The organism is Arthrobacter sp. WCS2018Hpa-7 (assembly GCF_031843805.1).
Taxonomy (GTDB): Bacteria; Actinomycetota; Actinomycetes; order Actinomycetales; family Micrococcaceae; genus Arthrobacter.
The window spans coordinates 65455-78140 of record NZ_JAVTJB010000023.1 but is presented as its reverse complement, the minus strand read 5'-3'; the positions used below and the strand labels follow the sequence as shown (position 1 = coordinate 78140).

At 63.1% G+C, this 12686-nt stretch carries 13 protein-coding genes and 2 tRNA genes; 13 read left to right on the top strand and 2 right to left on the bottom strand.

Translation table 11 applies throughout. The annotated features are described in order from the left end of the window. From RQH14_RS19695 to RQH14_RS19675, 5 genes are all read left to right on the top strand, one after another. Nucleotides 1-75: transfer RNA gene (locus RQH14_RS19695), tRNA-Val, on the top strand. A gap of 57 nt (nt 76-132) precedes the next feature. Continuing rightward, nucleotides 133-208, top strand: a tRNA-Gly gene (locus RQH14_RS19690). Nucleotides 209-386: 178 nt separating this feature from the next. Further along, a complete protein-coding gene (locus RQH14_RS19685; RefSeq protein ID WP_311214813.1) occupies nt 387-1841 on the top strand; it encodes an amino acid permease in 1455 nt (484 codons plus the stop codon). Nucleotides 1842-1936: 95 nt separating this feature from the next. After that, nucleotides 1937-2170, top strand: coding sequence for an antitoxin (locus RQH14_RS19680; RefSeq protein ID WP_026540338.1), 234 nt, complete (start codon nt 1937-1939; stop codon nt 2168-2170). A 153-nt stretch (nt 2171-2323) separates the two neighbouring features. Continuing rightward, entirely contained in the window at nt 2324-3541 is a 1218-nt protein-coding gene (locus RQH14_RS19675; RefSeq protein WP_311214812.1) for a benzoate/H(+) symporter BenE family transporter, read from the top strand. A gap of 1 nt (nt 3542) precedes the next feature. Here the strand turns inward: RQH14_RS19675 and zapE are convergent, their stop codons facing one another. After that, a complete protein-coding gene (zapE, locus tag RQH14_RS19670) occupies nt 3543-4583 on the bottom strand; it encodes a cell division protein ZapE (RefSeq protein WP_311214811.1) in 1041 nt (346 codons plus the stop codon). Nucleotides 4584-4792: 209 nt separating this feature from the next. Here zapE and RQH14_RS19665 point away from each other — a divergent pair, with 209 nt between their 5' ends. The 3 genes from RQH14_RS19665 to ybaK all read left to right on the top strand — a co-directional run bounded on the left by RQH14_RS19665 (nt 4793) and on the right by ybaK (nt 6810). Further along, nucleotides 4793-5719, top strand: coding sequence for a sulfurtransferase (locus RQH14_RS19665; protein WP_311214810.1), 927 nt, complete (start codon nt 4793-4795; stop codon nt 5717-5719). Between the two features lie 90 nt (nt 5720-5809). Next, on the top strand, nt 5810-6268 hold the full coding sequence (locus RQH14_RS19660; RefSeq protein ID WP_311214809.1) for a SufE family protein: 459 nt from the start codon (nt 5810-5812) through the stop codon (nt 6266-6268). A gap of 35 nt (nt 6269-6303) precedes the next feature. Further along, on the top strand, nt 6304-6810 hold the full coding sequence (gene ybaK / locus RQH14_RS19655) for a Cys-tRNA(Pro) deacylase (RefSeq protein WP_311214808.1): 507 nt from the start codon (nt 6304-6306) through the stop codon (nt 6808-6810). A 30-nt stretch (nt 6811-6840) separates the two neighbouring features. Here the strand turns inward: ybaK and RQH14_RS19650 are convergent, their stop codons facing one another. Further along, the gene (locus RQH14_RS19650; RefSeq protein ID WP_311214807.1) at nt 6841-8148 is read right to left on the bottom strand and encodes an alpha/beta fold hydrolase; all 1308 of its coding nucleotides are present in this window, start codon (nt 8146-8148) and stop codon (nt 6841-6843) included. A gap of 120 nt (nt 8149-8268) precedes the next feature. On the opposite strand from RQH14_RS19650, the gene RQH14_RS19645 reads away from it, so the two are divergent. From RQH14_RS19645 to RQH14_RS19625, 5 genes are all read left to right on the top strand, one after another. Further along, entirely contained in the window at nt 8269-8760 is a 492-nt protein-coding gene (locus RQH14_RS19645; protein WP_311214806.1) for a hypothetical protein, read from the top strand. 14 nt (nt 8761-8774) lie between these two features. Next, a complete protein-coding gene (msrB, locus tag RQH14_RS19640) occupies nt 8775-9215 on the top strand; it encodes a peptide-methionine (R)-S-oxide reductase MsrB (protein WP_311214816.1) in 441 nt (146 codons plus the stop codon). Between the two features lie 202 nt (nt 9216-9417). Beyond that, the gene (locus tag RQH14_RS19635) at nt 9418-10785 is read left to right on the top strand and encodes a DUF6421 family protein (protein ID WP_311214805.1); all 1368 of its coding nucleotides are present in this window, start codon (nt 9418-9420) and stop codon (nt 10783-10785) included. Beyond that, the gene (locus RQH14_RS19630) at nt 10785-11525 is read left to right on the top strand and encodes an SDR family NAD(P)-dependent oxidoreductase (RefSeq protein WP_311214804.1); all 741 of its coding nucleotides are present in this window, start codon (nt 10785-10787) and stop codon (nt 11523-11525) included. The genes RQH14_RS19635 and RQH14_RS19630 overlap by 1 nt, the downstream gene beginning before the upstream one ends. A 70-nt stretch (nt 11526-11595) precedes the next feature. Continuing rightward, a complete protein-coding gene (locus RQH14_RS19625; protein WP_311214815.1) occupies nt 11596-12657 on the top strand; it encodes a low specificity L-threonine aldolase in 1062 nt (353 codons plus the stop codon). Nucleotides 12658-12686: the final 29 nt, after the last annotated feature.

The window sequence follows — 12686 nt, the reverse complement described above, 5'->3', positions numbered from 1 at the left end:
GGGCGATTGGCGCAGCGGTAGCGCGCTTCCCTGACACGGAAGAGGTCACTGGTTCGATCCCAGTATCGCCCACCAAAACAAGGCAACTTGTTTGTTGTTGAAGGCCAGGCATCAGCCCGGAAGACAACATGTGCGGACGTAGCTCAGCTGGTAGAGCACCACCTTGCCAAGGTGGATGTCGCGAGTTCGAATCTCGTCGTCCGCTCCAGAAAAGAAAAGCAGCTCCCCGGAGCTGCTTTTTTTGTGCCCAATTTTGGCTTATCGCCGACTCATTACGTGAAGTAACTGATACCCCTCAGAAGAATTCGCTTTATCTAATGTGATTCGGCTCGCATAATGTACTGCGAGCTCATCACCGTTCCACGCCAACTGGCAGGAGTACCCCCATGAATCAACAGACGACTTCCAAGTCCGTCCTGAGACGCAAGCCGATCGACGACATTGAGGAAGAAAACAAGCAAAGCGGACTATTCAAGAGTCTTGGCCTCTGGCAACTGACGGCCATCGGCGTCGGCGGAATTATCGGCGTCGGGATTTTCTCCCTTGCCGGGCTGGTAGCCCATGGCAGCGAGGGAACTCCGGGCGTGGGCCCGGCAGTGCTGATTTCCTTCCTGATCGCCGGTCTGGCTTCCGGCGCAGCCGCGCTTTCCTACGCTGAATTCGCTGGGATGATACCCCGCGCCGGTTCGGCGTACACCTACGGCTATGTGGCCCTTGGCGAGATCATTGGCTGGTTCATCGGCTGGGATCTGCTGCTGGAATACATCGCGATCGTGGCAGTGGTGGCCATCGGCATCTCCGGCTACTTTGACGCGTTCCTCTCCGGCATCGGAATCCACATGCCAACCTGGATGACGTCCACTGCCGACGAGGGCAAGGGCGGCATCATCAACCTCCCGGCGATCCTGGTCTGTCTTCTGGTCACGTGGATCCTGAGCCGTGGAACCAAGGCCTTTGGCCGGTTCGAACTTGTAGCGGTGGCCATCAAGGTCATCCTGATCCTGTTCATCATCGGATTGGGCATTTTCTACGTCAACACCGAAAACTACAACCCCTTCATGCCCAGCGGCTTCGGTCCGGTCATCGCCGGCGCCGCAACGGTCTTCTTCGCTGTCTTCGGCTATGACGCCATGAGCACAGCGGCCGAAGAGGCCAAGGACGGCAAGAAGCACATGCCCAAGGCCATCATCCTGTCCTTGATCATCGCCATGCTCCTGTACGTAGCTGCCACGCTGGTCCTGACCGGCATGCAGAACTACAAGGACATCAACCCCACGGCCGGCTTCGCTTCGGCGTTCCAGGGAGTCGGGCTGCCCGTCATTGCCACCATCATCTCTGTGTTCGCCGTGCTGTCCATCCTGACCGTCATGCTGACCTTCCTGTTGGGCGTCACCCGCGTGTGGTTCTCCATGAGCCGCGACGGCCTGCTGCCCGGTTGGTTCGCCAAGACGGACCGGCACGGCACGCCACAGCGTGTGACGTGGATCGCCGGCGTTGCCTCGGCCTTCCTTGCCGGCGTCTTCCCCATCAAGGAAGTCGCCGACCTCACCAACATCGGTATCCTGGCCGCCTTCGTGGTGGTCTGCGTTTCCGTGATTGTCTTCCGCTACACCAAGCCGAACGCTCCGCGGACCTTCAGGTTGCCCTTCATGCCGATCGTCCCCGCTTTCGGTGTCCTGGCCTCCGGATTCTTGATGTTCCAGCTGCATTGGGAAACCTGGGTCCGGTTTGGAGCGTGGCTGGTCATCGGCCTGGTGATCTACTTCGCGTACGGTCGCAGGCACTCACTCATGAACCCGGACAGCCCGCGCCACAAGGTGCAAAGTAAGCCGTTGGCATAGTTTGTCCACAGCCCCGTCCGGAACCCTTGGCACCCCAGGCAAGTGGTGTTAGGGTCGGACGCGGAGGAGCGAACTGGCTCCGCGATGGAAGGGAGGTGCCCGTGGGTTTAATTGACGACCTGAAGGGCAAGGCTCAGGGTCTCATTCAAGGCAACGAAGAAGCCATCAAGAATGGCATCGAAAAGGCCGGGGATTTTGTGGACGAGAAGACGGGCGGCAAGTATGCCGGTCACGTCGACAAAGTCCAGAACGCCGCTTCCGACTTCGTGGCTAAGAACGACGGTCAGCCTGGACAGGCTCCCGTCACGGATGAGCCGAAGCAGCCATAGCTGCCTGAGCCGCCGTACCAGATACGTCAAGGGGGCACCGGTCCCGCCGAGAGGCGACACCGGTGCCCTTGGCGTTTAACCGACAGATCGCTGAGCCGCCTGAGTTGGAAATCAGGTGACGGCCGCCCCGGCTGGTCGGGTACGTTGGACTTCATGCCTTCCGTCTCCCCACCCACCACTCACCACAATTCCAGCCGGGAGACACTGGGCCCGCCGATCACCGCCGGCATAGTGACAGCATTGGTGGGTTTCACTTCATCGTTCGCGGTAGTCCTGGCGGGCCTGCAAGCGGTGGGGGCCAACCAGGCCCAGGCATCCAGCGGGCTCCTGGCGCTCACCCTGACCTTCGGCCTCGGGATCCTGTGGCTGTCCTGGCAGTCCAGGATGCCGGTGACGCTCGCGTGGTCCACGCCCGGGGCTGCGCTGCTCGCCTCCGCAGGAATGGTCGACGGCGGTTGGCCGGCTGCCGTGGGTGCGTTCCTGATGGTCGGGGTACTGATCGTCCTGACGGGATTGTTGCCGGTATTGGGGCGCCTCATGGCCAGGATCCCCACCGCGCTGGCGCAAGCCATGCTTGCCGGTGTCCTGCTCCCCCTGTGCCTGGCGCCCTTCAAGTCGTTGGGTTCGGCCCCGCTCCTCATTGCTCCGGTGGTCCTGTGCTGGGTTGTGCTGATGAAGTTTGCACCGCGCTGGTCTGTCCCGGCGTCGTTGCTGGTTGCCCTCGCCGTCATCGGGATCCACATAGTCTCCAACGGCGTTCAGGTACCCCTTCACAGCCTCGTGCCAAAGCTTGAGTGGACAACTCCTGCTTTCTCCGTGGAGGCTGCCGTAGGGCTGGCATTGCCTTTGTTCATCGTCACCATGGCGTCGCAGAACATTCCCGGCGTCGCAGTCCTGAAGTCGTTCGGGTACACCACTCCATGGCGTCCCTCGATGCTGGTCACTGGCGCGGGCACTATTGTCGGTGCACCCTTCGGCGGCCACGCGATCAACCTCGCCGCGCTCAGCGCAGCACTGGCCGCGGGAGAGGAAGCAGGCAAGGACCACGGCAGGCGTTGGATCGCAGCGTTCGTCTCCGGACTGGCCTACCTTGTCCTGGCCGCGGCTTCCGCGGCGCTGGTGACGTTGGTGGCCGCAGCCCCTTCAGGACTTCTGGAAGCCGTCGCCGGCCTCGCACTCCTTGGAACCCTGGCAGCCTCCATCTCCTCAGCACTGGCTGTGGCGGAGGAACGCATTCCAGCTTGCATTACTTTTCTGCTGGCAGCGTCAGGCCTCAGCTTCGCCGGAGTCGGCGCAGCGTTCTGGGCGTTGGCCGGAGGCATCCTGGTGCGATGGGTGCTCAAGAGCCGCGAGCCTGTTCACAAAGCGTGAATCAGGCGGGCTCGTGGTTTTGCGCCTCACGGGCAAGGGCGGTCAGCCTGGAGACAGCACGGAAGTACTTCTTGGTGTAACCGCCGGTCATCATCTCTTCGGTAAAGAGTTTGTCGAAGGGGACGCCGCTGGCCAGGATGGGCACATCCTTGTCATAAAGCCTGTCAGCCAGCACTACGAAGCGGAGGGCTACTGCCTGTTCCGTGATGGTTTCGACGTCGCTCCACACCACGGCCTCGACGCCGGAGATGAGCTGACGGTAGCGGCTGGGGTGAACCGCGGCCAGATGGTTGACCAGCGTGCGGAAGTCGTCCACAGCCACGGTCTTGCCGGCAAATTCGGCTTTCATGCGGTGCTTGAGTTCTTCGGTCTTCAGCGGCGCCGGAGCTGCGGGCAATCCACGGTGCCGGAAGTCCTCGCCGTCGATCCTCACGACATCGAACTGGTCCGCGAGAACCTGGATCTCGCGTTGGAAATCGACGGCGGCAAAGCGTCCCTCACCCAGCGAACCAGGCAGGGTGTTGGAGGTGGCCGCGAGCTTGACGCCGGCGTCGGCCAGTTCACGCATCAGGCGGGACATCAACACGGTGTCGCCGGGATCATCGAGTTCAAATTCGTCGATGCAGACCAGCTTGTAGCTGCTCAGTGCCTCCACGGTCTTGCGGAATGAGAGCGCACCAACCAGGTTGGTGTATTCCACGAACGTACCGAAGGCCTTGGGTCCGGGCGACCTGTGCCACAAGGAAGCCAGGAGGTGGGTCTTGCCGACGCCGAAGCCGCCGTCAAGGTAGATTCCTGCCCGGGTGGCGGGCGCCTTCTTGGCGAAGAGTTTCTTGAACATGCCGCCGTTGTCTTCTGATCCCACCCCGTCGGCGAAGGCCGAGAGGAGCTTCACGGCGTTGGCCTGGCTCGGCTGCGAGGGGTCGGGACGGTAGCTGTCGAACGATACCTCTCCGAATCGCGGAGAGGGGTAGAAACCCTTGAGGAGTTCCTCCACGGAGACTGCCGGTGTGCGGGCAGCCAGTTGTTCGATCTGTACCACGGTGGTCCGTTCATTCGGTATTAGGTCCCCAGCAAGAATACCGGCATCGGGCGGTCCCGGCGGGACACGTGACCAAGCCCATGTTTCATCGTGTGACCGCAGGGAAGCATTCCCGGCGCCCCGTGGTTAGTGTTGGGAGCAGCCGGGCTGGCACCTGCACCACCTCCCGCGGCCTGGCTCCCGTCCGTTGTCAGTGAAAGGCCATCACCATGTCCTACCCCGTTGAACAGAACGAAAAGTTCGCGTCGTACGCGAACCCCGAACGCCTTGTCTCCACCGAATGGCTCGCATCCGCGCTTGCCGACGGCGCTATAGCCGACGGCAAACTGGTCGTGGTTGAGTCCGATGAGGACGTCCTCCTGTACGAGACCGGCCACATCCCGGGAGCCGTGAAAATCGACTGGCACACCGATTTGAACGATGAGGTCACCCGCGACTACGTCGACGGCCCCGCTTTTGCCGCCCTCGCAGCGACAAAGGGAATTTCCCGTGACAGCACCGTTGTCATCTACGGCGACAAGTCCAACTGGTGGGCTGCCTACGCCCTCTGGGTATTCACTCTCTTCGGCCATGAGGACGTTCGCCTCCTGGATGGCGGCCGCGACAAGTGGATCGCCGAAGGCCGCGAGCTGACCACCGAAACTTCACAGCCCGTCGTCGGCGAATACCCGGAAGTAGAGCGCAACGACGCTCCCATCCGCGCGTTCAAGGAAGATGTCCTGGCGCACCTGGGAAACCCCTTGATCGACGTGCGCTCCCCCGAGGAATACACGGGACAGCGCACCCACATGCCGGCCTACCCGGAAGAGGGCGCACTCCGTGGCGGCCACATCCCCACGGCCGCATCCATTCCGTGGGCCCGCGCAGCTGCAGAAGACGGAACCTACCGCAGCCGCGAAGAACTCGAAGCCCTGTACCTGGGTGAGGCCGGGCTCGCAGCCGGCGACGACGTCGTGGCCTACTGCCGGATCGGTGAGCGCTCAAGCCACACCTGGTTTGCGCTCAAGTACTTGCTGGGGTTCGATACTGTGCGCAACTACGACGGCTCCTGGACAGAGTGGGGCAACGCCGTACGCGTTCCCATCGTCAAGGGTGCAGAGCGCGGTTCCGTACCGGCAGCCTTCGCACGCAACTAGTCTTTGCGTGAATCCACCACTGTCCGGAGGACCCCGTAGTGTTGCGGCATACAGAGCGCAATCCCCGCGGTTGTGCGTAAGCTGGAAGAGATGAGTACGTACACTTTGCCTACCGCTCTGGCGGAAATCGTCGATGACTTCCAGGCACTGACGGAGCCTGACCGTCTGCAACTCCTGCTTGAGTTCTCCAGGGGTCTTCCGGAGCTTCCGGAGCGCTTGAAGGATCACCCTGAGTTGCTGGAGCAGGTTGTGGAATGCCAGTCTCCGCTGTTCCTGACGATCGAGTCTGAGAAGGATCCTGCCGGTGCCCCTAAGTACCGGCTCTTCTTCAAGGCTCCCCAGGAGGCGCCGACCACCCGCGGCTTCGCCGGCGTCCTGCACGAGGGCCTCGACGGTCTCACCGCCGAAGAGATCCTTGCTGTTCCGGACGACATGCCCGAACTGTTGGGCCTGACACGTGCCATCACTCCCCTGCGTATGCGGGGAATGACTGCCATGCTCGGCCGCATCAAGCGCAAAGTTGCAGCCGCCAGCCGGCTGGAGCACTGAGTCCGCCAGAGCACTGAAAGGCGTCACCACACGGTATGGCCAAGAAGATGGCTTCACAGGGAACGCCGGCAACTGCAGCTCTTGCTGCGGCCGGCGTTCCTTTTGTGCTTCACCCGTACTCCCATGATCCAGCCGCGGCCAGTTATGGCATGGAAGCAGCAGAGGTCCTGGGCATCGAACCGGAGAGGGTCTTCAAGACACTCATGGTGGAGGTCGAAGGCAAACTGGCGGTAGCCGTTGTCCCCGTGTCAGGCAACCTGGACCTGAAATCGGTTGCTGCAGCCATGGGAGCCAAGAAAGCGGCCATGGCCGACCCCAAGGCCGCTGAGCGCCGCACCGGTTATGTACTGGGAGGTATATCTCCTCTTGGGCAGCGGCTGCCCTCCCCCACGGTCCTGGACGAATCAGCCCTGGGCTTTGCCGCCATCCTGGTATCCGGGGGCCGTCGCGGGCTGGACATCGAACTTGCTCCGGCAGACCTGATCCGGCTGACCAAGGCCGCCGTTGCGGTCATCGGGACCTCCCGACCAGCCAAAGGCTGACACCAGGCGCCGACCCTAGCCGTTGAGCCCTTACCCGCCAGCCGGCCGGGGCCTGCCAGCAGGGCCCGCACCATCCAGCGTCCCTTCAGCCGCGGCCTGTCCAGGATTGTTCCGGGGAGCCAACTGTCGCTGCAGCCACGCATGCGCCACGCGTTCCCACCGTTCCGGGTCCACGTTCCATTCCTTGGTGTGCCGCGCGCCGCTGAAGGGTTCAAAGGTCACCATCTCCGGGTTCTTCTCGGCGAGGCTGGCGGACGGCCCGAACGGAACGTAGTCGTCGTCAACACTGTGGATTATCAGCGTGGGCGTTCGCAGTTCAATGGCGCGGGCTTCCCAATCCATGGCCTTGAGGTCAACTGGGGCCGCGAGGCCGGTCAGTCTGCGCCCCAGCGGGTGACCGAGCATCAACTGCCCATACCGCCCCACAGTGTAGGGAATCCTGTTCATTTGGGCATGGTGTGCCATGACATTGACCCAGTTGATCACTGGAGCATCCAGCACCAGGGCCCGGATAAGGTGGCGGTGCCTGGAGAGATCGGCGGTCTGAAGGCTGATCGCCCCGCCCATGGACCACCCGAAGAGCACGATCTCCTCCGCCCCATGCTCCAAGGCGTAGTCGATGGCAGCCTCCACGTCCCGCCATTCAGTGGATCCCAGGCCGTAGCGCCCGTCAAGGGCCGAAGGGGCGAGGCCGTCGTTGCGGTAGGAGATGAGCAGGCTGTCCAGTCCCAGGCTCCGCGCCATACGAACAGCCCGGAGGCCCTCGAGCCGTGTGGCGCCACGTCCGTGCACCATGATCGCCCAGACCGGAGCTGGAGCGGAAGCATCGGCGCGGACCAACCACGCCGGCGCCAGCCCGCCGTCGACCTCTATCTCCACATCCTCGGCCGCAAGGCCGATCGATGCCGGGTCCGGGTAGGTGGCTCCGCTCCACCAGCCACGGCGGGCCTCTGCCAGATTGCCGCTGTAGACCTCTTCAACCTCGCGGAGGACCGTCTGCTCTGCCGGAGAATAGGACACGATCCGGCCAATCCGCGCGTGTCCGTGGCCGCCGGCGAAGAACAGGCTGAACACGCCGTCTATGGTGGCGTCCGGGGTAGCGGCGAGGATGACCTGCGGCCCCTTGTCTCCCCGGATGACGGCGAGGACCTCCTGGTCCTGGTGACGGGCTGCCGGGGTGATGACGCGGCGGGCAAAGTAGACGGCGAGCGCAGAGGACCCGGCGCCCAGCAGACCGGCGAGGGTGCCGCCGGCGAGGAAACCGCCAATGGCCCATTTGGTGCGGAGGGACATTTTGTTCTCTGCAGCGTCGCTCGCTGTCCGGTTTGTCGATGCCATGCTTCCATTGTTGCTGCTCCTTGGCGTTGCCAGGTGCAGGTGCGGAGCGCGCGGCGCACCTGTGCCCGTAATCGGCGCCAAAGCCTGCGGACTCCGGTTAGGCAGGACTACGCTGTAGCCATGAGTGATCCCATAGTCATCCTGACTGAAGAGCCCCTTGGCCCCGACGACCGCGTCAACATCGCAAAACTGGTGGACGGCGGCGACGCACCCCTTGTTGTCCTGGTACCCGCCAATACCGAGCGACATCTCCTGGTGGACTTCCTGGAAAATCTTTCGTTGCTCGATATTGCCAAGGCGTTCCGCGAACTGACAGCGCAGTCGCCGGATCCAGAGGAGGAGCGTGCTGAAGCGTCGGAGACGCTCGCTGCCTCCTTGGCGGCGTTGGCCGGCTTGGGTGGCGGCGTCACGGGTGAAGTCGTCGACGGCGGTGCTGTGGCCGGCTTGGTCGCCAAGGTGCGCGCACTCGATGCCGCCCAGGCCGTGGTGGTCACGCGCCCCCATGCCATCGCTGATACGTTCCACACCGACTGGGCCAACAAAGCCCAGGATCAATTGGGACTTCCGGTACTCCACCTGTACGCGGGTTCGGGATTTATCGGCGACTCGTGAGCGTTGCACAAGACATGAACACTCCCGAGAACACCAGCAAGACAACTTCTGCGCCTGAGGAGAAGAGCGATGCCCAGTGGCGCGAGGAGTTGACCCCCGAGGAATACCGCGTTCTCCGGCAGGCGGGAACCGAGCGGCCGTACACCGGCGAGTACTGGGACATCCACACGGAGGGCGTCTATCAGTGCCGTGCTTGTGGCAGCCAGTTGTTTACCAGCAAGGAGAAGTTCGATTCCCACTGCGGTTGGCCGTCGTTCTGGGCTCCCCTGGCTGAAGGCACGGTCCGCTATCTTCATGACCGCACCATGGGGATGGAGCGGGTGGAGGTCCGTTGCGCCAACTGTGATTCGCATTTGGGGCACGTCTTCGAGGGCGAGGGCTACGGCACGCCCACGGATCAGCGGTTCTGCATCAACTCTGTTTCGCTTCGGCTGATAAAGCCGGACGAGAGCTGACAGGGTCCGGACGGGCCGGCCCTTGGCATGGTCCGTCCGGAGATGCTCTCCGGCAGAAGCGAGGGGCGCTGGACCTTGACCAGTGCAGGAACACCCAATGGGCAAGAGTTACTTATGCTCAGGTCTTTTTACGATTAGCAACGCTGTGCGCTTGCTACGCTCGGCCCAGAAGCAATCACTACTTCGGAAAGGGCCCAGCTCCATGACAACAACCGCCACCTCCACCCTCCCGCGCGTCACCGCCGACAACGCAGAGTGGACATCGCTGAAGGCCGCTGCCACAGCACTCCAAGCACACCAGGAACAGGACGGTTCCATCGCCGATCCTTCTGCCCACGGCGAGGCAGCAGCGCTCGTAGCAACGATCTGCGAAGCCACCTCAGCTTTGGCTCCGCTGTTCCCCCACGACGCCCGGTACCTGGAGTTGCTGGTGGAGGACTTCGGCCGGTGGGTACAGGGCGGCTTCGGCGTACCGGACTTCCTGGATTCACTGCAGGCGTTCCAGCCCCAGGAACTTCGCGTTGACGGCCTCCAACACCTGGTGGTCTTCCCCATGTACACGCAGAACGGCAGCACCAACAGGCTGGTCGAAGCGGTGTTGATCGAGGTCATCTGGCCGGAGTTCATCGGCGGCCTGGAAGCAGGCGAGTACTCCAACAAGCTCTTCGTCCCCATCCGGTTCATCGATTTCACTCCCGGGTACGACACCAACTCCGCGGTGCTCTTCCCCGAAACCGTTGCAGTGCGCGAAACCCCCACCTTCACCTGGGGCGCCATCTTCGCCGACCGCGAAGCCGCGCGCTTCCGCCGCGTCCTCAAGGCAGCAGCAGCAACCACGTCCTTGGAGCTTCCCGCGGATGCAGCCCAGTTGATCGAGGACCAGGAACTCACCCAGCGCACGTTCGTCATGTGGGACCTCATCCACGACCGCACCCACATGCGGGGCGATCTGCCTTTTGATCCGTTCATGATCAAGCAGCGGATGCCGTTCTTCCTCTACTCGCTGGAAGAGTTGCGCTGCGATTTGACCGCGTTCCGCGAGTCCGTCCTCATCGAAAAGGATGAGAACGCAGATCCAGACGCACGCAAGCACGCGAAACTCGTTCAGTACGCCGTGATCTTTGACCGGATCTTCCGCTTCGCGATCACCGGCAGCCGCGTCCGCAACTATGACGGACTCGGCGGTCAACTCCTGTTCGCGTGGATGCACCAGCATCACGTCCTTCACTGGACGGACAGCAAGCTCTCCATTGACTGGGAGGATGCCGCTGCAGTAGTGGTTGAACTCGGAGCCAGGATCGAAGAACTCTACTGGCGCTCCATCGACCGCCCAAAGGCCGCCCACTGGCTGGCCGCATACGAGCTCATTTCCGGCACGGTAACTGCCCACCCGGCGTCGGTGTGGGCCAAGGGTCCGGATGCCTTGCCGTTGGACGGCCCTCCCCGCGGGCTCACCGACCAAGTCCTTGACGACGAGTTCCCGCTGTCCATGTTCTACGAAGCACTGGAGAAGAAAATGCGCCCCGTGATCGAATCCACCACAGGCATCACCGGCGCGACGGCCGCCTGATGCCCCCTCTGAACATCCTTGTGACCGGCGGTAGCAGCGCGTCCGGCATAGCTGCGGCGCGGGCATTGGGGGCCGCCGGTCACCGGGTTTTCACTGTGGGGTCGGACGACGTTCGGATCAAGGCCGCGGCGAATGAGGCCGGCAACAAAGTGACACCCGTGGTGTGCGATCTCGCTTCGTATGATGCGGTTCGCGACCTCGCGGACGGGCTCTCCGGCCACGGCGTTGAAAAAGTGGACGGAGTCATCCATTTGGTGGGTGGCTGGCGCGGCGCGAAGGGCATTGAAGACCAAACCGATGAGGATTGGGATGCCATGGAACGGGGCGCGATCACTACCCTGCGCAACGTCTCCCGCGTGTTCTACAGCCAGCTCGAGGCATCCCCGCACGGCCGGCTCGCGATGATCTCCTCCACTACCGCGTCAGTCCCCACTGCCGCTGCCGCCAGTTACGCCGCGGCAAAGGCTGCCGCTGAAGCCTGGACCCTGGCAGTGGCTGATGGGTTCCGCCGTGCACAGGCCGACAGCCCGCCGGACCATCAGCAGCAGTCAGAAGCCCAACACAGCGCAGCCGTCATCTTCGTGGTCAAAGCCCTGGTGGATTCTGCCATGCGTGCCGCGCATCCGGACAGGAGGTTCCCCGGCTACACGGACGTCGAGGACCTGGCGGCCGCCGTCGTCGGCCTGTTCGAGGAACCGGCTGCAAACCTCAACGGCCAGCGCATCCTGCTGGCCAAATAGACTTGAAAGCGTGAATGAACAAGTGACGAGCACAACAGAGGCCATCCACCGCGCCAACAGCGCCGACGGAATGGTCGGGCACAGCCAACTCCATGACCCATCGGTTCGTGGATTTGCCTCCGACAACTACTCCGGCGTGCACCCGCAGATCCTCGCCGCACTGGCAACCGCCAATGGCGGGCATCAGGTCTCCTACGGCGAAGATGTGTACACCGCACGGCTGCAGGAGGTGCTGGAGCAGCAGTTCGGCCCGGGCATCGAGACTTTCCCGGTTTTCAACGGCACCGGCGCCAACGTCCTTGCCCTGCAATCCCTCCTTCCCCGGTGGGGAGCGGTGATCTGCGCCTCCACAGCACACATCAACATGGATGAGAATGGTGCACCCGAGCGGGTGGGCGGGATCAAGCTCCTTCAGGTTCCCACCGAGGACGGCAAGCTCACCCCGGAGCTCATTGATCGTGAAGCGTGGGGCTGGGGCGATGAGCACCGCGCCCAGCCGCTGGTTGTCTCCATCACCCAAACCACTGAACTCGGTACCTGCTATACACCGGATGAAGTGCGGGCCATCGCCGACCACGCCCATTCCAAGGGCATGAAGCTTCACATGGACGGCGCAAGGCTGGCGAACGCCGCCGCTCACCTGGACGTCCCACTCCGCGCCTTTACCCGCGACGCCGGCGTGGACATCCTGTCCTTCGGCGGCACCAAGAACGGGCTTCTTTTTGGCGAGGTCGTGGTGGCGCTGAACCCGGAGGCCGCCGATGGCCTGAAATTCCTTCGCAAGATGAACATGCAGCTCGCCTCGAAGATGCGCTTCATTTCAGCCCAGTTCATTGCCCTGCTGGAGGATGGCCTGTGGTTGCGTTCCGCCGCCCACGCCAATGCCATGGCCGCCCGCCTGCGGACGGCCGTTGAAGCGATCGACGGCGTGGAGCCCACCCAGGCGACGCAGTCCAACGGGGTCTTTGCCATCCTCCCGGCCGGTGTAGCTGACCGCCTGCGCAAGTCCTTCGCCTTCTACGATTGGGACGCCGCCAGGGGCGAGGTCCGGTGGATGTGCTCCTTTGACACCACAGAGGAAGACATCGACGCCTTCGTTGCGGCCATCGAGCGGGAGCTGGCCTCCCTGTAACCGCCGCGCATCCGGGGCGGCGAGCCTGC